Origin of the sequence: Paenarthrobacter sp. AR 02 (assembly GCF_021538675.1) — a bacterium.
Taxonomy (GTDB): Bacteria; Actinomycetota; Actinomycetes; order Actinomycetales; family Micrococcaceae; genus Arthrobacter.
Window position 1 is genome coordinate 73,354 of record NZ_JAJUKH010000001.1, and the last position, 20,313, is coordinate 93,666.

A 20,313-nucleotide genomic window follows, 5' to 3' on the forward strand; every position below is an offset into this window, starting at 1 on the left:
CCACCTCAATACGTTGCGAACGATACTGAACGATAGTTAACGATATGCCGCAGGCCGGGCGCAGACAATGGGGTTTTCTGGTCGAATGCGGCCGGGTCGGTCAAAACGATTTGAGGCGGTTAGCCGGTGGCAGACTGTGATTGACGGCAAGTATGTGGAGTGCGTCCATGGCCTGTGTTCGGTCGGCTGGGTCCAGCAGCTGCCACGATCGGTGCCCCGGGTCGGCCAGTTCTTTGTGCAGGGAAAGAACCCGTGACCTATCGCTACCCTTCATTTGGGCCGCAGTGACCAGCGGCGTTCTGAGGGTCGCGCAGATGACGACTGCATCGTCGAGGTGCCGGTCCCTGTCGCGGGAGTCTTCGCGGTAGGCCGCGCCTTTCAAGACCAACGCCCCGAGGGCATTCGGGATGCTGATGAGGACAGGTGGGTCGTCGTCGACGGCCAAGCGGCAGTTCACGGTCCGCTGCAGCGCCTGCGTGCCTCCGGATACCTGGAACGGTTTGCGTCCGCCGAGGGCCGGAATCTTTACCGGGGCCAGATGGTCGGCCACCATCACGTCGATCTGCTGCTTGCCGCGGACGAAACGGTGGGCTGGTGCGTCATGGGAGATGGATTCCTCCAAGGTGTACCCAAGTCCGTTCAGGACAGCACTAACTCTCGCCGTGGTCGCCGCACCTGTCTCGATGTGCAGCACGATGTCGACATCCGCTGTTGGTCGGAAGACGGCAAGACCAGCAGCCGCAGCGTGCAGCTGCACCATGAGCCCACCGACCAACGTCCATTGGGTGGACGGCAGGGCTCGGGCCAGTTCCACGCATTGTGGCCATGGCGATAGCCAGCCTCCCTGGGGTAGGGGCACGTCCCAGGTCTCGCGGTCATGGGTTGCTTCGGCGACGGCGTCCGGTTCAGCTTCAGACATGGAGCAGTTCGTTGATGACTCGCTGTCCGGCACTGCGTTCGCGGGTTGCCAGTGAATCCATGAGGTCTACTGCAATGGCTGCCATGGGTGCCCGGCCATCGGCGAAGGGTTCATGCAACTCGACTTCACGAATGATGGCGTTGCCGTCAGGATCTTCAACCAAGCCGAATGCATCCGCGAGGGCGGCTACGTCGCCGATCATGACATAGCCTTCGGCAGTCCCGCTCCCGCCAGCCATCCCGAAAGTCTCTGCAATGGATTCTTCGCGCGTGGCCGAGGCACCACTCGGGATCAGATAGTCGTTAAGTGCGGCCAGCCCGTCGGGTGTAGCCCTGTAGCGGTGGGTCTTGTCCTTTTTTCGGGCAAGAACACGAACGGCGTCTGCGTCCAGCTCTCGTAGTCGGCTCTTCAACCGGGATTTCTCCGAAGCGCTGATCCACGTGGGGTTCTGACCAGAGAGCATCGCCAGTGCAGCCCATGCAGTCTTGGCCGCCCAGGCGCGGCCGCGCCGGGTGCCGGCATGGGTCAGACGCTCTACCGACGATCGATCGATGAGTAGCACGCGGCCAGCACGACCACTGGCCGTCAGCCGGCCAGAGTCGATCAGGTCATGAACTGAAGCGCGGGTGATGCCCAGCCTGTCCCCAACCTCCGCAACGGTTATTCCGTCCACCTTCTGCATACACTAAACCCTACGGGCGTAGGGCTTAGTGTCAATAGCTGGGCAGATTTTGGCGTTAGGAGAAGCGACAACAGTCCGGCCTACCGCAGCTCTCAGGCAGATCAAGTGTTGCGGTTCGCACTCAGGAAATCAGACCGCAAAGTGTGGAGCTAAGGAGATTCGAACTCCTGACCTCTTCGATGCGAACGAAGCGCTCTACCAACTGAGCTATAGCCCCCTGGGTCCGGCTTGATGCCGGACCAGTGTCCCTAGGCTATAAAGTTTCGCGGCGCTTTTCCAACCACGACACGAACGTCTCGGAACCAACCCTTTGTTCGGGGACCAGGTTATGGCCTGCACGCAGGTAAGCGCCCATCGGGCCCGGCAGCGGCAGCCCGATGATCTTTCCGCGGGCGCCCGTGACGCGTTTCCAATCCTCCGCCATCTGCCGCATGGTGAGCTCCTCCGGGCCACCTACAGTGCGGACACTGTGCGGTGGAGCCCCCGACTCAGACGTGGCTGCTTCGAGCAGGGAGGCCGCGGCATCCGCCGGCGAGATGGTCTGGAACCTGGCGCCGTTGAAAGTGGGGACGAGCCCTAGTCGCGCGCCTGCGGCGAAGACCATCGCGATGAGGCTGTGGAACTGTGTGGCCCGGACGACCACGGTTTGCAGCGGCGACTCGGCGTACGCGCGCTCCTTTTCGGCCTTGGAAACGTAATACGAATAGGTGCTCAGATCGCAGTTGATGATCGACAGCGCCACAATCCTGGCCACCCCGGCCAGGTGGGCAGCCGCGGCGAGGCGCGCGCCGCCGTCGGCGAATTGCTTTTTGGCTTTGCCGAACTGTCCCTCAAGGCAATCAATAACGACGTCGGTACCCGTCAGGGCGGCGGCCAGCCCGTCGCCCGTGGTGACGTCGGCAGCGAAGTAGGTTACGCCGTCGAGACGATCCGCCGAGGCCATGGCTGGCACGTGGCGGCTGAGAACGGAGACCGTGTGCCCGGCAGCCACGGCGAGGCGGACAACTTCCCGGCCAACCTGGCCGGTGCCCCCTGCAACGCAGATGCTGGTCATGGAGGGCTGTTAGGCGCGACGGCGCTGAAGGACGTCATCCAGGTTGCTGAGCGCGCTCTGGCTCTTGACGGAAACCGCAGCGGCCTCGGCCTGCTCGGCGTTCTGCTTCAGGATGGGCTTGCCCACGGGCTTGGGTGCTTCCGGGAGATCCAGCGGCTCAGGGGCCGGGCGGGCTGCTTTCGCGGCATCGACATATGTGGGCTTCGGGACCTCGACAGGCTTCCAGCTTGCGCCCTTGGATTCCTGGGCAGACTTGGCCGAGTGATCCCCGGCGGCAACGGCAACTGCCAGCGCGGCTTGACGCAGTTCATCAGCTGTAGGCCGGTTGGCTTCGCGGCTGGCGGCCTCGGCATCGAAGACGGTGGTCGCCTTGGGCTCGGCCGGCTCTTCCTTTGGCAGGTAACGGGCGGGAGTCGGGATCGGCGCTGCCTGCGCTGCACGCCGCGCGCGTCGTTCGCGCAGGTCCCGAAGGGCAAGCCTGCGCAACACGACGACGGCGACTACCGCACCGACCAGCGAGACGAGCGGCAACCACAGCGATCCCTTACCGAAGAGGCTAAGGATGCCTGAAACGATCGCCGTCAAGAGCAGGGCAAGGCCCGACAACGCCAACGTAAAGCGGGCGTACCGAATTGTGAAGGGTGTGGAGGACGAGTTCCGGGCATCAGTTTCGGCCGCTGAGGATCCCTGGGGCGACGCCGGTGCTGTCCTGTGCATGGTCTCCATCGGTTTCTCCTGCTGAGGTGCCAAAGTCAGTACCACCCCTGCCTGCGGTTCGTCTGGTTCGTCGTCGATTGCGTCTGCTGGAACAGCCACTGTTTGGACTTGCGAACGCCTGTTCCGTAAAACATAAGGCGCCACCCAGACCATCCACAGCGCGACAGCGACCACGAGTATCACTGAGCTGCTGAGAGGGAAGTCCACATTCAAAACCGTAGAAGCAAATGACCGGGGGCGGCGGCATTGAGGCCGGTGTGTCGTGGGCGAGTCCGCAAATGACTGGAGTTAGGGCCGAAAAGGCCTATGACCTGCCCGTTTGTCCGCTGAGCCACCTGCGCAGGAGTCCTTCGGGAACTTCATCGGAAGTAAGTGCAAAGGAACGGTGGTCGGCCCACTCGCCATTGATGTGCAAGTACCGTTCCTTGTAGCCCTCATCGCGGAAACCCAGTTTCTCCACAACCCTGAGGCTTGGCGCGTTTTCCGGGCGGATATTGATTTCCATGCGGTGCAGGCCCAACACGCGGAAGCAATGGTCTGTCGCCATCGCAACGGCCGTCGGAGCGATGCCATGCCCGGCGCGGTCCCTATCCACCCAATAGCCCAGGGTAGCCATCATGGCCGAACCCCAGACAATTGACGATACCGTCAACTGGCCTACGATTTTCGGTTCACGGAAGCCGGGCGTCCGCTCGACAATGACAAATGGCAGCGCGGTGGACTGACGGGCCTGGTCGTTCAGGGAGCCCACCATCTGGCGGTAGCTGGGAAGGCGCCCACCCGGAGCCGGGTTGGACGCCTCCCATGGCGCCAGCCATTCACTGTTGCGTGAACGTACTTCGGTCCACTCCCGCTTATCGCGGTAGCGGATGGGCCGCAGCAACAGGTCTCCGCTTTCCAGCGTCACCGGCCAGATCGCAGAGCCGTACATCCGTTGTTACTTGGGAAGCGCTGCAGTGAAGTTCGGCAGCCACTCGCGCAATTCGGGACCGAGGTCCTCACGTTCGCAGGCAAGCTCGATGCAAGCCTTGAGGTAGCTAAGTTTGTCGCCTGTGTCGTAGCGGCGGCCGCGGAATACAACGCCGTACACGCCGTAGCCTTCGCCCTCGCCCGCAGCCAGTACCTCCAGTGCGTCCGTCAGCTGGATTTCCCCGCCACGGCCCGGTCCGGTCTTCTCCAGGACCTCGAACACGGCCGGGTGAAGGACGTAGCGGCCAATGACAGCCAGGTTTGACGGAGCTTCTTCCGGTGAGGGCTTCTCCACGAGCTGCTTGATGCGCACGTAGCCGTCCTCACCTTCGTCCTCCACGTCCGCGCAGCCGTAAGCGCTGATCTTTGAGGGCTCAACTTCGATGAGGGCCACCACGGATCCGCCGGTCTTCTGCTGGACAGCAATCATCTCGCTGAGCAGGTCGTCCTTCGGATCGATCAGGTCATCACCAAGGAGCACTGCGAACGGTTCGTGGCCGACGTGCTGCTTTGCACGAAGGACTGCATGGCCGAGCCCGTTGGCGTCGCCCTGGCGGACGTAGTGGATGTCGCCCAGGTTGGTGGCCGACTGAATGGCCTCCAACTTGGCAGTGTCACCCTTTTCGGCAAGCGTGGCCTCAAGGGCCGGCACACGGTCGAAGTGATCTTCAAGGGCGCGCTTGCTGCGCCCCGTGATCATGAGGACGTCGTGCAGGCCCACCTTAACGGCTTCTTCGACGACGTACTGGATGGCTGGCTTATCAACCACGGGCAGCATTTCCTTGGGCATCGCCTTTGTTGCAGGCAGGAACCTGGTGCCAAGGCCCGCTGCGGGGATGACGGCCTTACGGACAGCATTGTTATCGAGAGTCACCGGACTAATCTAACGGAAGGAAGACATCAACGGCTAAACCCCGCCGCACCGAAAGAGGGTTTTTTGTTTCACGGAAGGGCAGCCCTATTGCTCCTCCGGTGTTACGTACGGACCCAAAGAACGGATACATATGGCAACGAAGGAAGAGATCCGGAGCAGCCGCCGGCTTCACAGGCGAAGCCTGGCGCCGGAGCAGATTGCAGCCGCCGGCGCGTCTATAGCCCGGCACGGCACGGAATGGGCAGCAACAAGGGCCCCCGCCACCGGCACTTTTGCGGTCTACGTTGGAGTCGCTTTCGAACCCCCCACGCTGCCGCTGATTCAGGCGCTGCACGACGCCGGGCACCGTATCCTGCTCCCGGTCTGCGAGCCGGAAAGGCAACTGAGTTGGGTGTATTGGACGCCGTCGACCGTGTTCGTGCGGTCCTCCTACGCCCCCATCGACGAACCCGAGGGCGAACGGCTGGAAAGTTCGGTCGTGGCCGACGCCGCAGGGATTTTCATGCCGGCCACGGCTGTTGACCGGGACGGAAACAGGATCGGCCAAGGAGGTGGCTACTATGACCGGCTCCTCCAGGGACTCGACGCATCCGGCCAGCGGCCGCCCACCATCGCTGTGGTGTACGACGACGACCTGTTGCCTTCCGGTTCCATACCCGCCGAAGCTTTCGACCGCCCCGTGCGGGAAGTGCTCACGCCCTCCGGAACCGTTCGCCTCGACGGCCCGGAATAGGTGGCCCCGTTTCGATGTTATGAGCTTCAGTCCGGCACGAATGCTGCAATGGCGCCGGATGATAGAATTGGCACTCAGGCCCTGCGACTGCTAACCCGGAGACGCTCCGGATGCGTGGCACAGGACCTGAACCATGTCCTGAAGGAGGAATTCAGTGCCCACTTACGCATACGCCTGCAAAGACTGTGACCATGCCTTTGACATCGTCCAGTCCTTCTCTGACAGCTCCTTGACGGAGTGCCCCGAATGCAAGGGAGCGCTTCGGAAGAAGTTCAACAGCGTTGGCGTTGTTTTCAAGGGCTCCGGTTTCTACCGCACTGACTCCCGCGACGCCAAAGGAAGCACGGTTTCGGCCGCTCCCGCAGCGCCCGCGCCTGCGTCGTCGGCTCCCGCCGCGACTCCGGCACCGGCAGCCGCAGCCAGCTAAGAGCTCCCTTTTCCACATAGCCCAACCTGGCACTGTTTCCGTGGGTGCCGTGCTCGCTAGCGTGGCTGCATGCCACATCAGTCACGAAGCACCCTCCTTGCCCGGGCAGAGCGATCAGCGGCAGCCGCTGGTAAATGGTCTCCCCCATCGCGTATGCCGCTGCGCGCCCCCCTTGATTCCAGGTTCAGCCAAAACCGTCCGGGCAACCCTCGTGGCCTGAAGCGCAGGTTCGGATCCTTGATCGGACGAAACCGCCGCCTCACTGTCGCGCTCCTGCTCTGCCTGGCTGCAGGTATCGCAGTCCAGCAGTTCACGCCCGCTTCTGAGCAACGCGTCAACGTACTGGTGGCTGCCCGGGACCTCCCCGGCGGAACCAACCTGGCCGCCTCCGACTTCACGACCATTCCTGTAACCCAGGGTTTGGCAATCCCCAGCGCATTTGAGGACCCTGGCGCCCTTGCAGGGCGTCAGCTCGCTGCACCCCTTGGCCGGGGCCAGATCCCCACGGAGTCCAGCCTGCTGGGTCCTGGCTTGCTCACCGGAACACCGCCGGGCACGGCAGCGGTTCCACTCCGGATGGCCGACCCTTCATCCATCCAGTTGCTCTCCCCCGGCCAGTTGGTGTCCGTGGTCCTTACCGCAGCCGGATCCTACGATGAGTCCCGCGAAAGCCAGGTCCTGGCTGGTCCTGTTGCCGTGCTGTGGACCTCTGCCCAAGGCGGGAAGGCCGGGGAGTGGCTCGGTACGGGTGACAACGACGGCCTGGTGGTTGTGGCTGCCGACCCCCAGCAAGCAGAAAAGCTTGCCGGCGCATCAACGCAGGGCAAGCTTTTCTTTGTACTGGTCAGCCCGTGAAAGGACGTTCCATCAGGCTGGCATCAGCCCCAGTGCGGGGGCTTTTGCTCCTTGAGCCACTCCTCGTGGTCATAACCGGACTCGTCTCCCCAACGGCGGGGGTCGTCCTCTGCAGCCTTGGTTGGAAGAATGCCCTGCGGGGCCGGCTTGGCTGGAACAGCCTTCGACTCCTCCGAGCCCTCCGCGCCGACTTGGCCAGTGCTTTCCGAGTCCTCAGCAGCGTTGTCTTCCCCACCGGTTACTTGTTCCGTCATTGGTGCTTCTTTTCCGTTGTCGGCTGCAGCATCGGCCGGCTTGGAGCCAACCTCGCTCCTGCCGGCCGCCCTTCGTGCGCTGGGCGCGAAGGAAGGCGGTGCTTTGTCAAGGTTCAATTGTTCAACATCCACGTCCAGGAAGCCATGCTGGGGAGAGGAAGCGAGCTGCGGGATGTGGTTTTCCAGTCCCAGGTAGGATCCGATGCGGTCGGCGCAGGACGACGGGTCCGTGAACACTTCGATCGTCCACAACGACATGTACCGCCACCCCATGCGCTCCAGCAGTTGTGGCCGCAGACGGCTTCGCTCGCGCACGCTCATACGCCTGTAGCGTTCGGTGCCATCGGATTCGATGGCCACCGGGGTGGGGATCTCAGCGCCTTCCCTGCCAATGGTGTGCACCGGATCCGCGGCGGCAGCGATGTCCAGCACGCCATCGTAGAGATGCCACACACGTGCTCCACGAGCACGCAACCGCTCCCCAAGATCTGCCACCAAGGGATCTTCACCCAGCGCTTGTTCGCTGGCCACGGCGCGGGAAGCAGGCGTTCCAAGATTGCTGTTTCCAGAGAGTTCGCGGTCCAGCAATTCGTAGAAGTCCACGGCACCGTGAGCCAATCGATCCTGGTCAAGGTCTTCGGGGCGGAAGCACGTCAGCACGTGCATGGACCGCCGGGCACGGGTCATTGCCAAAGCAAAGCGGTTACGCCCGCCTTCGGTGGACAAAGGCCCGAAGGAGTGGAGCGCACGCCCGTGAGGTGTGCGACCGTAGCCGAGGGAGAAAATGACGTGATCCCGCACCAAGCCCTGGGCGCGCTCCAGGTCCACTACCCTGAAGGACTCTGGACCGGCTCCGAAGAACGTGGACAGGAGGGGATGGTTTGGCAGTTGAAGCCTGATGGCCTCACCGATCCTGGCCGCGTGGCGAAGGCTGGCCGTTACTACGGCCAAGGATGTGCGGGGACGAAGCCTGGCGTGTTCGAACACCAGGTCCACCACACGGTTGACTTCCGCGGTGACGGACTCAACGCCTTCGTGGTCAGCACCCGGGAGGCCAGTGCCATCGGGGATGTATTCCACCAGGATCGAACGGTCCAGGCCGGTGACGGAATTGCCGTCGGGCAGGCGCCGCAATCCACCGTCGTAGTAGTTCTTGCTCAGTTGGAGGATCAGGTCCTCGTCCACGGCACGGTAAACCCAATTCAACTGCCATGTGGGCAGCACGCGGGCAAGCGCCTTGAAGGCGCTGTCCACAACCTCGTGGCTGGCGACACCGGCAACGGGAGGTTCCACGGCAACGCTGAAAGTGCGGGCGTTGGCGATCTTTGCATCTCCGAAGGCCACTACCTGCTGTGCCCGGGCAATGGCAGGAAGAACTGCTTGCAGGGAAGTCGACTCAGCGTCGATGATCACCACAGCATCAAACTTTTGTTCCGCAGGAAGCACTCCGGTCAGCAGGTAAGGGCTGACCGACCAGACCGGCACCAGCAGCGGAACAAGGTCCGGCGCCTGGGCGCTCAGTGCTGGCAGCGTCACGCGTCCATCCTTCAACAGGGCACGAAGCAACTCGGCCTGCCGCGGGTGTTCGAGGATGCCCTGACGCCATTTCTGGGCCAGCTGCCAACGAAGCCTGGCAGCACCACTGGCGATGTGGGCCTGGTCCGCAAGACGGTATTCGGCCTCGAGCCGGCGCAGCGAATCACCATCGGACATAGCAAGGTAGTCGTCGCCGCTGATCATGGCTTCCAGCGCAGACTGCCACCAGGCAAGGTCCAGCTCCGCGGCCACAGAGGGTGCCGGGACTTCGCGCGCTGCGAGGTCAGCGAGCAACTCGCCAAGACCGTGCTCGCGCATTTCCTCAATCAGCAGCGTCCGCTCGGGCAGGGTCTCCAAGGTGGCTGTGTCCGCTACAAGGCGTTCCAACCGCTCCATGAGCTCCGGGTACGGCGTCTGGTGCAGGGAGCCTCCGGCAGCAGTGTGCTTGAGGGCTTCGCCGAGCCGGTGCAGTTCGCCGTCCAATTCCCGGTAAAGAGCACCGAGGTCGGCAAGGCCGGACGGCACAGCCGGGTGACGCTGCGTCGTCGCGTAGCCGGCCCACAGGGCTCGCTGTTCCTGGACGAGTACCAGGGAACTGTGGAGGTCCGCGATGTGGACGCCGGGCCGCACGTATTCCTTGGCCACGCGCCGCAGCCTGGAGCGCTGCATGGACGGCATTTCCAGGTTTCGTTCACGTCGCCATGCGGAGCTGGCTGTCGCGGAGATGAGGTCATGGACAGGCCGGTCAAAGATGTCCGGGGTGAATTTGTCCAGGCTTTCCCGCACGGCAATCAGCAGTTCAAGTTGGGCTCCCCATTCGGTGAACGTTTCGCCCAACCTGATTTCGGCGTGGTCGGAGACCTGCTTCATGCGGTCACGCAGGATGGGGAGTTTCTCCTCAGCCAAACGAACCAATTGCTGGGCTTCTTCTGTCTCCTTGCGGGTCACCAGGCGTGCGCCATACCAGGGGCTGGAAGTCGAGGCTCGGCTAAAGCTGCCCAGTTCGGCCGCACGGCGCAACCGGCCGGCAAGTTCCTCGCGGTCCTTGATGTTGTCCAGGACGCTGCGCTTCAACCGCACCGTCGTGGATGGCGCGGGGTGGATGGACGTCAATTCGGCGAGCGATTGCATAGCCTGGTACGGCGAGCAACCCCAGCGTTCACGGACATTGTGCAGGGATGCCACGTGGTCCATCAGGGCATGCCGGTGCTCGATCAACGTCTGGTGAAGGTTACCCAGCTGAGGCTCCAGGGCCTTCTCGCTGCGCATGATGGCACGGACCAGTTGGCCCTTAAGCTGCTGCGGCGTTGTTCCGTTGCCCGGCCGGAAGAACATCGAATCAAGGCCCAGCGACTCCAGGTGCGCGGACAAACCAGCAAGGCTGGACTGCCTGTCCCCCACCACCAGCACGGACTTGCCTTCGCTGACCAAGGCACCGATGACGTTGATAGCGGTCTGTGTTTGCCCGCTTCCCGGCGGAGTGCTGACAACAAGGGAATCTCCGGCCCGCACTGCGTCCACCACGTACTGCTGGTCCGTGTCGGCGTCGAGCAGGAGGAGCTCATCGGCTGGATCCCGCTGGTCAAGATCGGGGAACCTGCCCGCTTTGATGGGTTCAGGCTCAATGTCGCCACCGTTGGCTGCACTGGCCAAAGCGGCCACAGTTGGGTTGTTCGTGTTGATCCACGGATCATCCAGGTTCCCCGAAAGGTCAGCCAAGGTGGTGACGAGCAGGTTGAACTCCACCTCCGCGCCGTGAATGGGCTGGACAAGGGTAGCCAAGCGGTCCAAAACCGGCTGGGGGTCGAGCCTTGCGGTGTTGTAGGCCATGCGTGCGACCGCATTGACGTCAAAGACGATGCCGTGCACCGTTTTCAGGTGCCGAACCAGGGCCGGGTTCATACGGGCTTGTTCGGTGAGCTGGAGCTCGAAGTCGTCCTCGCCCGGCCGGACGGTGAGGACAATGGACGTAAGCATGACCGGCGCGGAAACGCGCTGGGGCTTCCCACCTACTGCCGATGTCCACACCACGGTACCGGCGGACAAGTATCCGGCTTCGATACCGCGGTCGTTGCTGAGCTCGAAAATTTTGGACCGGATATTCCGGGCTGCCCGGGCAGCGACCAAATACTGTTGCCTGTCCCTGATCAGAGTGGACAGACGCGTCCTGCGGCCCGCGAGCAGCTGGGCGAGGCCCGACGGGTGTGCATTGCTGAGGTCAATGGCGCCTTCCGGGGTCTTAACGAAGCGCAGCATCGTATCTGCCCCGGTAACGGGCCTAAGACCGGACAGCCATTTCCTGAGCTCCTCGGAGCCCTCTTCCTGGCCTAGACCTAATGACACAACTTCTGCCTTCTTTTCTGTACTAGCTTTAGACGCCCTGGACCATACCGGCATACTTTCGAGGGTAGCCGGAATACCCCGCCAGCCCACTTCGCAACGCTGTTCCGACGCGAAATTCGCCGCCAGTTCGCAACGAACTGGCCCTCAGAGGCTCACGACGCCCCCGGTTGGAGCACAATGGCCGGCCTCCCAAGGGAGGCCGGCCATTCAGAATGCTATTCCCACTCGATGGTTCCCGGTGGCTTGCTGGTGACGTCCAGCACCACGCGGTTCACGCCATCCACCTCATTGGTGATGCGGTTGGAGATGCGGGCCAGGAGGTCATAAGGCAACCTGGACCAGTCAGCCGTCATGGCGTCCTCGGAGGACACCGGACGGAGCACGATCGGGTGCCCGTAGGTGCGGCCGTCGCCCTGTACGCCAACGCTTCGGACGTCTGCGAGCAGGACAACCGGCATCTGCCAGACGTCGTTGTCCAAACCGGCGGCCGTCAGCTCCGCACGGGCAATGGCGTCAGCCTTGCGCAGCAGGTCCAGGCGCTCTTTGTTCACTTCGCCAACGATGCGGATACCCAGGCCGGGGCCGGGGAACGGCTGGCGGCCAACGATTTCCTGCGGCAGGCCAAGCTGGGCGCCAACGGCACGGACTTCGTCTTTGAACAGGGCGCGCAGCGGCTCTACAAGCTCAAACTGCAGGTCCTCGGGAAGCCCACCCACGTTGTGGTGGCTCTTGATGTTTGCAGCGCCTTCACCGCCGCCGGACTCGACGACGTCGGGGTACAAGGTGCCCTGGACCAGGAACTTGATCTTCTCACCGTGGGCTGCGGCCTGGGCAATGATGGCCCGTTCCGCTTCCTCAAAGGCGCGAATGAACTCACGGCCAATGATCTTGCGCTTGGTTTCGGGATCGCTCACGCCGGCAAGAGCCGAGAGGAAGCGTTCCTGTTCGTTGGCAACGTACAGGTTGACACCCGTAGCGGCAACGAAGTCCCGCTCCACCTGCTCAGCTTCGCCTTCACGCAGGAGGCCGTGGTCCACGAAGACACAGGTCAGCTGGTCGCCGACTGCACGCTGGACCAATGCAGCTGCAACTGCGGAGTCAACGCCACCGGAGAGACCACAAATGACCTTGGAATCGCCGATCTGCTCGCGGATACGATCCACTTGCTCTTCGAGGATGTTCCCGGTTGTCCAGTTCGGGGTAAGGCCCGCGCCCTTGAAGAGGAAGTTCTCCAGGACGTGCTGGCCCAGGACCGAGTGCTTCACTTCGGGGTGCCACTGCACACCGTAAAGGCGCTTCTCGTCATTGGCGAAGGCCGCTACCGGGGCACCGGCCGTGGTAGCCAGTACCTCGAAGCCCTCGGGAGCTTCGTGAACGGAGTCGCCGTGGCTCATCCAAGTGTTCTGCGTCGCCGGGACGCCATCAAGGATGGAGCGTGCGTCACCCACGAGGAGCGCTTCGGTTGCACCGTATTCCCGCAACCCCGTCTGGGCCACTTTGCCACCCAAGGCATTCGCCATGGCCTGGAATCCGTAGCAGATGCCGAAAACTGGAACGCCGGCCTCGAAGAGGTCCGGGCCCACGAACGGCGCGCCCTCGGCGTAGACGCTGGAGGGTCCGCCGGAAAGAATGATGGCTGCCGGGTTCTTGGCCAGAAGCTGCTCGGTGGTGAAGGTGTGCGGAACGATTTCCGAATACACATTCGCTTCACGGACGCGGCGGGCAATCAGCTGCGCGTACTGGGCACCGTAGTCAACAACCAGCACCGGCTTCTGGGAAGTCTGGGGTGCGGTGGGAGTAGTCACCCACCAAGACTACTTTGCCGGACCGCCCCGGTGCACGTTGACGATGGCGCGGAAGGGCCAAAACCGGCCCGGTCGTTAGGCATCTCACACCCGCAGTGCCCCGTGGTGCCTAGTAGCGCTTGGAGGCCTGGGGGTTCGCGGCCAACTCGGCTTCCACCTCTGCGTGGAATTTCTTCTCAACAAAGAACGACAGCAACGGAATGACGCCACCGAGTGCCAGCAGGACCATCTTGGAGAACGGCCACCGCATCAGGGACCACAGCCGGAAGTTCGAGACCAGATAGACCACGTACATCCAGCCATGGACGATCAGCACCGTCGTGGAGATGTTGAAGCCGCCAAGGACTCCCTTCGGCTCGGACTCGGCGAAACCGAAACCGAACGGCTGTCCGGTGACCGCATCGGTACCGCCCGCGTAGAGCGAAACACCGAAGGCGTAGCGGGCAATCAACTCCGCACACAGCAGCAGAAGCATCGCACCCGTGAGGTAAGCCATCACCTTGTAGAACTTCAACGCAGAACGGATCTGGGCTTCCGTTCCGCCGAACCGCCGCTTCTTGGGCTTGTTTCCGGATTGCTCGGGCTGGATGGCCGGTTTGGGCTCAATCATTGCTGCACCTTTTGTTGTTGCTCTGGGCTTGTCGGATCTGTGCTGGTGGGCTCTACAGCGCCGTTTTCGCTGACTGTGCCGTTTTCGGCGTCGAACTCGTCGTCCTCATCCTCTTCCAGGTCCCGGCGGTGGTCGTCCTTGACCAACCGCCACCAGATGAAGATCGAGAAGCCGGCAAAGACTACCCACTCCACCGCGTAGAAGAGGTTCAGCCAGTTGACCTGCTCGGCAGGCGGCTGCGCGGGGATATTGAGGGGCTTCATGGTGTCGGAGGCCGGCACCGCTACCCCACCGGCCATCTCCGACGTCGCGGCGACGAAGCCGGGATAGCTGGAGACTTGCCAGTCGTTGATGAGTTCCGCGGTGGACACCGCCGACGCGCGTCCTGGACCGGCGTCGACGTTCGGTACGGGGGCTTCAGACGGGATGAGGCGACCGGTCAAGGTGATAGTGCCCGACGGCGGCGGCCCGGCTTGGGAGGCGTCGGCGACCCAGCCGCGGGCTACCGGAATCCAGGTCCGGGGCGAGGCGGCAACGCCGCTGAGCTTTGGGGCGTCATTGACCGCGAAGGCGGAGACGATCCAGTAACCCTTTTGGTTGTTGTACAGTCGGCCCTCCACAAGGACCTGCTTGTCGGGGTCATAGCTTCCGGTCGCGCTGACCATCTGGTCGGAGACGGATCCATGGAAGAACTCGCCCGGTTTGAGGACGTCCACAAGGGGTTTTACTTCTTCGATGCTGGACGGCGCGGGAGGCTCGTGCTGCGTGGACCGGCTGAGCTGCCATTGACTGAGCAGCACAAACACCCCGGACAGCACAAGCGCAAAGACCAGTCCTGCGATCCAGCGGGGTTTCAACGCGGTTTTTAACACCCCTTAACCGTACTTCGTCCAGCTGTAGAACAACGAAACGGGTGTTCAGTGAACGGGACTTCAGTGGTCGAAGAACACCAAGCTGGAGTTGATGAGCTCTGAGATGACTTCGGGATCGTGCGCCCGGCGGAGTGATTCCCGGAAGGATTCCTTCGACAGGGACCGTGCGAGGGTGGCCAGCACCTCAAGGTGGTCCGAGAAGGAGCTTGCCGGGGTGGCGATGAGGAGGATCAGGGTTGCAGGCCCATCGGTTGCGCCGAAATCCAGGGCGTGGCCGAATTTGGTCACGCCCACCGCGATGGAGATCCTGTCCACATACTCGCTGCGGGCGTGCGGAAGACCTATACCCCCGGGAAGCCCCGTCGCCAGCTGGTGTTCACGTGAATGTACCTGCTCCAGGAAGCCCTCGAGGTTGGTGATCCGGCCAGCCGCGTGGAGCTTCGTGGCCAGTTGGGCCGCAGCATCGATCTTGTCCTGGGCGACGAGTTCGAGGATGACAGTGTCCGGGGTTGTCAGTTCCGCGTCATACCGGTCAAGTGGTTCAGCCAAGTCGTGTTCCCTCCAGTGTGGCCCTGGGACCGCATTTCCCTGAACTGGTCAGCGAAGGGGAACGATGTCATCCACCCCCATGCGTGCGGCATCGGCTGATTCGTCATCGGGTTGCTGCTGACTGAGTCGTTCAGCTTCCACCCGCGCCAGGTAGTGCTTGATCTCGCTTTCGCGCTGGGTCTCGCTCCAGCCAAGGATTTCTCCCATCAGCTTAGCTACTACGGGCGCGGCAGACACACCCCGGTCCCAGGCTTCGATGGAAATACGGGTGCGGCGGGTCAAAACGTCATCAACGTGACGGGCGCCTTCGTGGGTTGTTGCATATACGACCTCCGCGGCGAGGTAGTCGTCTGCACCGGGAAGGGGTTCTGCCAGTTCCGGTCGGTTGGAGATGATGTCCAGGACTTCCGGGGTCATTGAGCCGAAACGGTTGAGCAGGTGCTCGACGCGGGCAACGTGGACACCGGCCTGCTCGGCGGACCTGCCACGCCGGTTCCACGCGGCCTTGAATCCTTCGGCGCCGAGCAGCGGAATGGTTTCAGTGCAGCTGGAGGGAACACGCTCGTCCATGGCCCTGGTGGCCTCGTCCACTGCATCCTTGGCCATGATCCGGTAGGTGGTGTACTTTCCACCGGCCACTACTACCAAGCCCGGCACGGGATGCGCCACAACGTGTTCGCGGGACAACTTGGCCGTGGAATCGTTGTCGCCGGCCAGGAGCGGACGGAGCCCTGCGTAGACTCCCTCCACGTCTTCCCGTGTCAATGGACGCTTCAGGACCTTGTTGACGTGGTCCAGCACGTAGTCAATGTCCTTGCTGGAAGCCGCCGGGTGCGCCTTGTCCAGCTTCCAGTCGGTATCCGTGGTCCCAATGATCCAGTGCCGTCCCCAGGGAATGACGAACAGCACTGACTTTTCCGTACGCAGGATCAACCCCACGGTGGACTGGAAACGGTCGCGGGGCACAACGAGGTGTATGCCCTTGGAAGCCCTGACTTTGAGCTGCCCACGATCTGTGACCATTGCCTGGGTTTCATCCGTCCAGACGCCGGTGGCGTTGACTACCTGCTTGGCCCTGACCTCAAAGACACTGCCGTCCTCTTGGTTTTCGACCTTGGCGCCCACCACGCGTTCGCCTTCCCGGAGGAAGTCGACCACCCGGACCCGGTTGGCTGCGTGCGCACCGTAATGGGCGGCAGTCCTGACCAGGTTGACCACCAGCCGGGCGTCATCGACCTGGGCGTCGTAGTAGCGGATGGACCCAACGAAGGCGTCATCCTTGAGACTCGGAGCAGCGCGCAGGGTGCCGCGCCGGAAGAGGTGCTTATGCATGGGCACGCCTCGGCTGTGACCGGATGTCAGGCCCAGGGTGTCATACAGCATAATGCCGGCGCCCACGTAGGGGCGCTCCCAGAAGCGGCGGGTCAGCGGATACAGGAAAGGAACGGGGCGGACCAGGTGGGGCGCGATCTGCTGGATCAGCAGCCCGCGTTCCTGCAGTGCTTCCTGGACCAGCCCGAAATCGAGCATCTCCAAATAGCGGAGTCCACCGTGGATGAGCTTGGACGAGCGGGACGAAGTTCCTGAGGCCCAGTCCCTGGCTTCGACGATCCCTACGGTCAGGCCGCGGGTCACGGCATCCAAGGCTGCGCCGGCTCCCACCACCCCGCCGCCCACGATCAGGATGTCGAGCTCCTTGCCGGCTTCGGCCGTGGCTTTCAGGACTTCGATCGACGCGGCGCGGGATTCCGGGCTCAAAGCTCCCTGCGAATTCCCCTGCGGACCGCCTGCGATATTGCTCATCGGACCCCTCCTCAAACGCAACAGCTGGTAGTTCCCTACCCTACTTGCTGGGTGCTTCCTTGGGCAGGGCACCGGAACGCAAAAACCCCGGCTTCCGGATGTTATCCGGAAGCCGGGGCTTCAAAGCAGAATCAGTTGCCCGAGTACGGTGACACGACGACGTCAACGCGCTGGAACTCCTTGAGGTCCGAGTACCCGGTGGTGGCCATGGAGCGCCTCAGCGCACCAATCAGGTTGGACGTGCCGTCCGTGTGGTGGCCCGGTCCGAAAAGTACCTCTTCCAACGGACCCACCGTACCGACGTTGACGCGGTCTCCACGGGGTGTTTCGAGGTGGTGTGCTTCCGGGCCCCAGTGCCAGCCGCGGCCGGGTGCTTCCTCGGCGCGGGCCAGAGCGCTGCCGAGCATGACGGCGTCGGCTCCCATGGCGATGGCTTTGACAATGTCGCCCGAGCTGCCCATGCCGCCGTCGGCAATGACGTGGACGTAACGGCCGCCGGACTCGTCCATGTAATCACGGCGGGCGGCCGCGACGTCGGAAATTGCCGAAGCCATGGGTGAGTGGATCCCCAGGGCGCGGCGGGTGGTGGTTGTTGCACCGCCGCCGAAGCCAACCAGCACACCGGCAGCCCCCGTGCGCATGAGGTGCAGGGCTGGCGTGTAGCCGGCGGCTCCGCCCACGATCACGGGTACATCGAGCTCGTAGATGAACTGCTTGAGGTTCAACGGCTCGTGGTTCTTGGAGACGTGTTCCGCCGAAACGGTGGTGCCGCGGATGACGAAGATGTCGACGCCGGCCGCCACCACGGTCTTGTAGTGTTCCTGGGTCCGCTGCGGTGTCAGGGAGCCTGCAACAGTGACGCCTGCGGCGCGGATCTCTGCGAGGCGGGAGCTGATGAGCTCAGGCTGGATGGGTGCCATGTACAGGTCCTGCATGCGCCGGGTGACGGCCGGGCTGCTGGTCTCGTCCGCCAGTCCTGCGATCTCGTCGAGGACCTTCTGCGGGTCTTCGTAGCGCGTCCAAAGGCCCTCAAGGTCAAGGACGCCGAGACCACCGAGCCGACCAAAAGCGATGGCGGTATCGGGGGACATCACAGAGTCCATGGGGGCTGCGATGACCGGAGTCTCAAACTTGTAGGCATCGATCTGCCAGGAAACAGAGACGTCCTTCGGGTCACGTGTCCGGCGGTTCGGAACGATCGCAATGTCATCCAGGGAGTAGGCACGACGCCCACGCTTGCCACGGCCAATCTCAATCTCATAAGTCACTGCTCGAGTTTATCCCACCAACTCCACGCCACCGGCCCGGCCCAGCCACGCGGCGCCACGAGACACCGTGACTAAGGAACGTTCCGACTGGTTTCGTCCACGGACAGCTGGGATTCGAACATCCGGAAATACCGGCCACGCAGCGCAACAAGCTCCTTATGCGTCCCCTGCTCGGCGATCCGGCCGTCTTCGAGCATGTACACGATGTCCGCCTTTTCGATGGTGGCCAAGCGGTGGCTGATGGCAATGATGGTGCTGCTGCGATCGGCGAAGAGACGGGTGAAGATGCGGTGCTCGGCCAGCGCATCAATGGCGGATGTGGGCTCGTCCATGACCATGAACTCGGCGTCGCGGTAGAAGTTGCGTGCCATGGCCAGCCGCTGCCACTGGCCTCCGGATAGTCCGCTTCCCTTCCGGCCCCGGGGGTCTTCCATCCAGTTGCTGACGTGGTTCTCCAGGCCGTTGGGAAGCTTGTTGATGAACTCCATGGCCTCCGCGTCGGAGGCGGCACGCCGGACGCGGGCATCATCGCGTGGCGCATCGACATCGCCCAGGTAAATGTTGTCGGCCGCCGTGGCGAACTCGTACTTGAGGAATTCCTGGCTCAGGACCGCGAGGTGCCTGTGCCAGCTGGTGACATCAATCCCGGCGAGGTCCACGCCGTCGAGCAGGACCTGGCCCGAATCAGGCCGGTACAGCCCGGCCAGGATGCGGATCAAGGTGGACTTTCCTGCACCGTTTTCACCGACAATGGCAATATGCTGGCCCGCTGTGATGGTCATCGAAATGCCTTTGATGACTTCGATGTCACTGCCGGTGTAGCTGAAGCGGATGCCCCTCAGTTCCACTGTCGAGGGAGATACGGCCGGGGGCTTCTCCTTGCCACTTGGAACCGGCAGCGCCATAAAGAGCTCATAGTCCTTGAGGTTGGCCAGGTCCTCATCAATGGAACTCAGCGAGGACACGAGGTTGTTGGCTGTGGACAGGGCACGGCTGACGATCTGCTGGACGTAGAGGAACTGACCTACCGGCTGCGCCCTGGCGATGATCTGCCCCACCACCCAGATCAGCGACACGACCTCGGCGCCGTACTGCAAGGAGTCTGCTGCCAGTTGCTTGGGAATATAGCGCTTTTGGAAATCGAGGCGTCTTTTCTCGTCCGCGTCCCGCAACCGGGAGCGCAGGTCCATCAGGTACCCCACGATTCCATAAAGCCGCATTTCCGCAATGTGCTGCGGCCGGAGCAGGTTTTGCTCGATCAGCCGCCGTTGCCGGCGCGAATCCACCTGGGTGTTCCAGTGCGCGATCTGCTCACGGGAGAGCTTGAACTGCAGATAGACACTGGGCACAATCGCCACCAGCACGATCACTGCGATCCACCAACTGACAAGCAGCAACGCACCGATAGCGAGAATCACGGACACCAGCTGCGTAAAGATGGCAGCGATACGGTCCAGTACCCGGGCGTACGAATCGGAGAACCGCTTGGCGCGATCGTAGAGGTCCACCGTCTCTTTGTCGTCATAGCGCCAGAAGTCCAAGGCCAGGAAGCGTTCGTACATCATGTCGCCCACGATCGCGCCAACCCGGAAGCTCATCAATTGCTGGATGTACCGGTCAACGCTGCTGAACGCACCCCAAAACAACCCCAAGGCCGCGGTGACGACGACGTAGAGGACTGCCCGCGGACCGGCGTCGGGATCCCCCGCGTAACCGGCCGCCAGGGCGGTGGTGGTCAGCGCGGCAAAGTAGGTGGTGACCAGCGGCAACGTGGCCGAGATCAGTGAACCTAGAACCTTCATGACCACCGCTGCCGGGGAAGCCTTGAAGCTCACCTTGAGGACCTGCCCGACGGCGCGTGCGTACGGACGCAGCGCCAGCTTGCGGGGCGGTGCCTTGCCAGGTTGAAGCGGGTTCAGCCGGACCGACTCCGGGTGCCGCGGTTCCGCGGGCTTTTCAGACATGTGCCCAGCCTATGCTTCCGGACCGACATTTCAGCGGCCCCGGCTTAAACTGCTGGTCCCCGTGGATTACTCCACGGGG

Annotated in this window: 17 protein-coding genes and 1 tRNA gene; 3 read left to right on the forward strand and 15 right to left on the reverse strand. The window is 62.9% G+C overall.

The genetic code is table 11. The features are described 5' to 3' along the window. Nucleotides 1-100: 100 nt before the first annotated feature. The 7 genes from LRQ04_RS00390 to galU form a co-directional block, all read right to left on the reverse strand. Entirely contained in the window at nt 101-919 is an 819-nt protein-coding gene (locus LRQ04_RS00390; protein ID WP_235517019.1) for a hypothetical protein, read from the reverse strand. Continuing rightward, complete coding sequence (locus LRQ04_RS00395) at nt 912-1,601, reverse strand: helix-turn-helix domain-containing protein (RefSeq protein ID WP_235517021.1); 690 nt, start codon at nt 1,599-1,601, stop codon at nt 912-914. The genes LRQ04_RS00390 and LRQ04_RS00395 overlap by 8 nt, the downstream gene beginning before the upstream one ends. 144 nt (nt 1,602-1,745) lie before the next feature. Beyond that, a tRNA-Ala gene (locus tag LRQ04_RS00400) sits at nt 1,746-1,818 on the reverse strand. A gap of 36 nt (nt 1,819-1,854) precedes the next feature. After that, complete coding sequence (locus LRQ04_RS00405; protein ID WP_235517022.1) at nt 1,855-2,655, reverse strand: SDR family oxidoreductase; 801 nt, start codon at nt 2,653-2,655, stop codon at nt 1,855-1,857. 9 nt (nt 2,656-2,664) lie between these two features. Further along, nucleotides 2,665-3,525, reverse strand: a complete 861-nt coding sequence (locus tag LRQ04_RS00410; RefSeq protein WP_235518578.1) for a hypothetical protein — start codon at nt 3,523-3,525, stop codon at nt 2,665-2,667. Between the two features lie 151 nt (nt 3,526-3,676). Continuing rightward, nucleotides 3,677-4,303: a GNAT family N-acetyltransferase gene (locus LRQ04_RS00415; RefSeq protein WP_235517025.1), complete on the reverse strand. Its 627-nt coding sequence runs from the start codon at nt 4,301-4,303 to the stop codon at nt 3,677-3,679. Between the two features lie 6 nt (nt 4,304-4,309). After that, on the reverse strand, nt 4,310-5,215 hold the full coding sequence (galU, locus tag LRQ04_RS00420) for a UTP--glucose-1-phosphate uridylyltransferase GalU (protein WP_235517027.1): 906 nt from the start codon (nt 5,213-5,215) through the stop codon (nt 4,310-4,312). Between the two features lie 130 nt (nt 5,216-5,345). On the opposite strand from galU, the gene LRQ04_RS00425 reads away from it, so the two are divergent. The 3 genes from LRQ04_RS00425 (at nt 5,346) to cpaB (ending at nt 7,230) form a co-directional block, all read left to right on the forward strand. Continuing rightward, on the forward strand, nt 5,346-5,948 hold the full coding sequence (locus LRQ04_RS00425; RefSeq protein WP_235517028.1) for a 5-formyltetrahydrofolate cyclo-ligase: 603 nt from the start codon (nt 5,346-5,348) through the stop codon (nt 5,946-5,948). A 154-nt stretch (nt 5,949-6,102) separates the two neighbouring features. Further along, entirely contained in the window at nt 6,103-6,375 is a 273-nt protein-coding gene (locus LRQ04_RS00430) for an FmdB family zinc ribbon protein (protein WP_235517030.1), read from the forward strand. Between the two features lie 69 nt (nt 6,376-6,444). Then, nucleotides 6,445-7,230 (forward strand): Flp pilus assembly protein CpaB, encoded by a 786-nt coding sequence (gene cpaB, locus LRQ04_RS00435; RefSeq protein ID WP_235517031.1) that lies wholly within the window; start codon nt 6,445-6,447, stop codon nt 7,228-7,230. A 23-nt stretch (nt 7,231-7,253) separates the two neighbouring features. On the opposite strand, the gene LRQ04_RS00440 is transcribed toward cpaB, so the two are convergent. The 8 genes from LRQ04_RS00440 to LRQ04_RS00475 form a co-directional block, all read right to left on the reverse strand. Beyond that, nucleotides 7,254-11,417: a DUF4011 domain-containing protein gene (locus LRQ04_RS00440; protein ID WP_235517032.1), complete on the reverse strand. Its 4,164-nt coding sequence runs from the start codon at nt 11,415-11,417 to the stop codon at nt 7,254-7,256. A 161-nt stretch (nt 11,418-11,578) separates the two neighbouring features. Then, nucleotides 11,579-13,168 (reverse strand): glutamine-hydrolyzing GMP synthase, encoded by a 1,590-nt coding sequence (guaA, locus tag LRQ04_RS00445; protein WP_235517033.1) that lies wholly within the window; start codon nt 13,166-13,168, stop codon nt 11,579-11,581. 109 nt (nt 13,169-13,277) lie between these two features. After that, a complete protein-coding gene (locus LRQ04_RS00450; RefSeq protein ID WP_235517034.1) occupies nt 13,278-13,778 on the reverse strand; it encodes a DUF3817 domain-containing protein in 501 nt (166 codons plus the stop codon). Continuing rightward, the gene (locus LRQ04_RS00455) at nt 13,775-14,650 is read right to left on the reverse strand and encodes an SURF1 family protein (RefSeq protein WP_235517035.1); all 876 of its coding nucleotides are present in this window, start codon (nt 14,648-14,650) and stop codon (nt 13,775-13,777) included. The genes LRQ04_RS00450 and LRQ04_RS00455 overlap by 4 nt, the downstream gene beginning before the upstream one ends. A gap of 60 nt (nt 14,651-14,710) precedes the next feature. Beyond that, nucleotides 14,711-15,199, reverse strand: a complete 489-nt coding sequence (locus LRQ04_RS00460) for a PTS sugar transporter subunit IIA (protein ID WP_211711216.1) — start codon at nt 15,197-15,199, stop codon at nt 14,711-14,713. A 48-nt stretch (nt 15,200-15,247) separates the two neighbouring features. Next, nucleotides 15,248-17,002: a glycerol-3-phosphate dehydrogenase/oxidase gene (locus tag LRQ04_RS00465; protein WP_235517036.1), complete on the reverse strand. Its 1,755-nt coding sequence runs from the start codon at nt 17,000-17,002 to the stop codon at nt 15,248-15,250. A gap of 131 nt (nt 17,003-17,133) precedes the next feature. After that, nucleotides 17,134-18,270, reverse strand: a complete 1,137-nt coding sequence (locus LRQ04_RS00470) for a GuaB3 family IMP dehydrogenase-related protein (RefSeq protein WP_211711214.1) — start codon at nt 18,268-18,270, stop codon at nt 17,134-17,136. A 71-nt stretch (nt 18,271-18,341) separates the two neighbouring features. Beyond that, nucleotides 18,342-20,234, reverse strand: a complete 1,893-nt coding sequence (locus tag LRQ04_RS00475) for an ABC transporter ATP-binding protein (protein ID WP_235517038.1) — start codon at nt 20,232-20,234, stop codon at nt 18,342-18,344. Nucleotides 20,235-20,313: the final 79 nt, after the last annotated feature.

Excerpts from the sequence above, each read along its gene's own strand:
- LRQ04_RS00390 (WP_235517019.1), bottom strand. The coding sequence starts at position 919 with ATGTCTGAAGCTGAACCGGACGCCGTCGCCGAAGCAACCCATGACCGC.
- LRQ04_RS00395 (WP_235517021.1), bottom strand. The coding sequence starts at position 1,601 with ATGCAGAAGGTGGACGGAATAACCGTTGCGGAGGTTGGGGACAGGCTG.
- LRQ04_RS00405 (WP_235517022.1), bottom strand. The coding sequence starts at position 2,655 with ATGACCAGCATCTGCGTTGCAGGGGGCACCGGCCAGGTTGGCCGGGAA.
- LRQ04_RS00410 (WP_235518578.1), bottom strand. The coding sequence starts at position 3,525 with ATGGTCTGGGTGGCGCCTTATGTTTTACGGAACAGGCGTTCGCAAGTC.
- LRQ04_RS00415 (WP_235517025.1), bottom strand. The coding sequence starts at position 4,303 with ATGTACGGCTCTGCGATCTGGCCGGTGACGCTGGAAAGCGGAGACCTG.
- LRQ04_RS00425 (WP_235517028.1), top strand. The coding sequence starts at position 5,346 with ATGGCAACGAAGGAAGAGATCCGGAGCAGCCGCCGGCTTCACAGGCGA.
- cpaB (WP_235517031.1), top strand. The coding sequence starts at position 6,445 with ATGCCACATCAGTCACGAAGCACCCTCCTTGCCCGGGCAGAGCGATCA.
- LRQ04_RS00440 (WP_235517032.1), bottom strand. The coding sequence starts at position 11,417 with ATGCCGGTATGGTCCAGGGCGTCTAAAGCTAGTACAGAAAAGAAGGCA.
- LRQ04_RS00450 (WP_235517034.1), bottom strand. The coding sequence starts at position 13,778 with ATGATTGAGCCCAAACCGGCCATCCAGCCCGAGCAATCCGGAAACAAG.
- LRQ04_RS00465 (WP_235517036.1), bottom strand. The coding sequence starts at position 17,002 with ATGAGCAATATCGCAGGCGGTCCGCAGGGGAATTCGCAGGGAGCTTTG.
- LRQ04_RS00475 (WP_235517038.1), bottom strand. The coding sequence starts at position 20,234 with ATGTCTGAAAAGCCCGCGGAACCGCGGCACCCGGAGTCGGTCCGGCTG.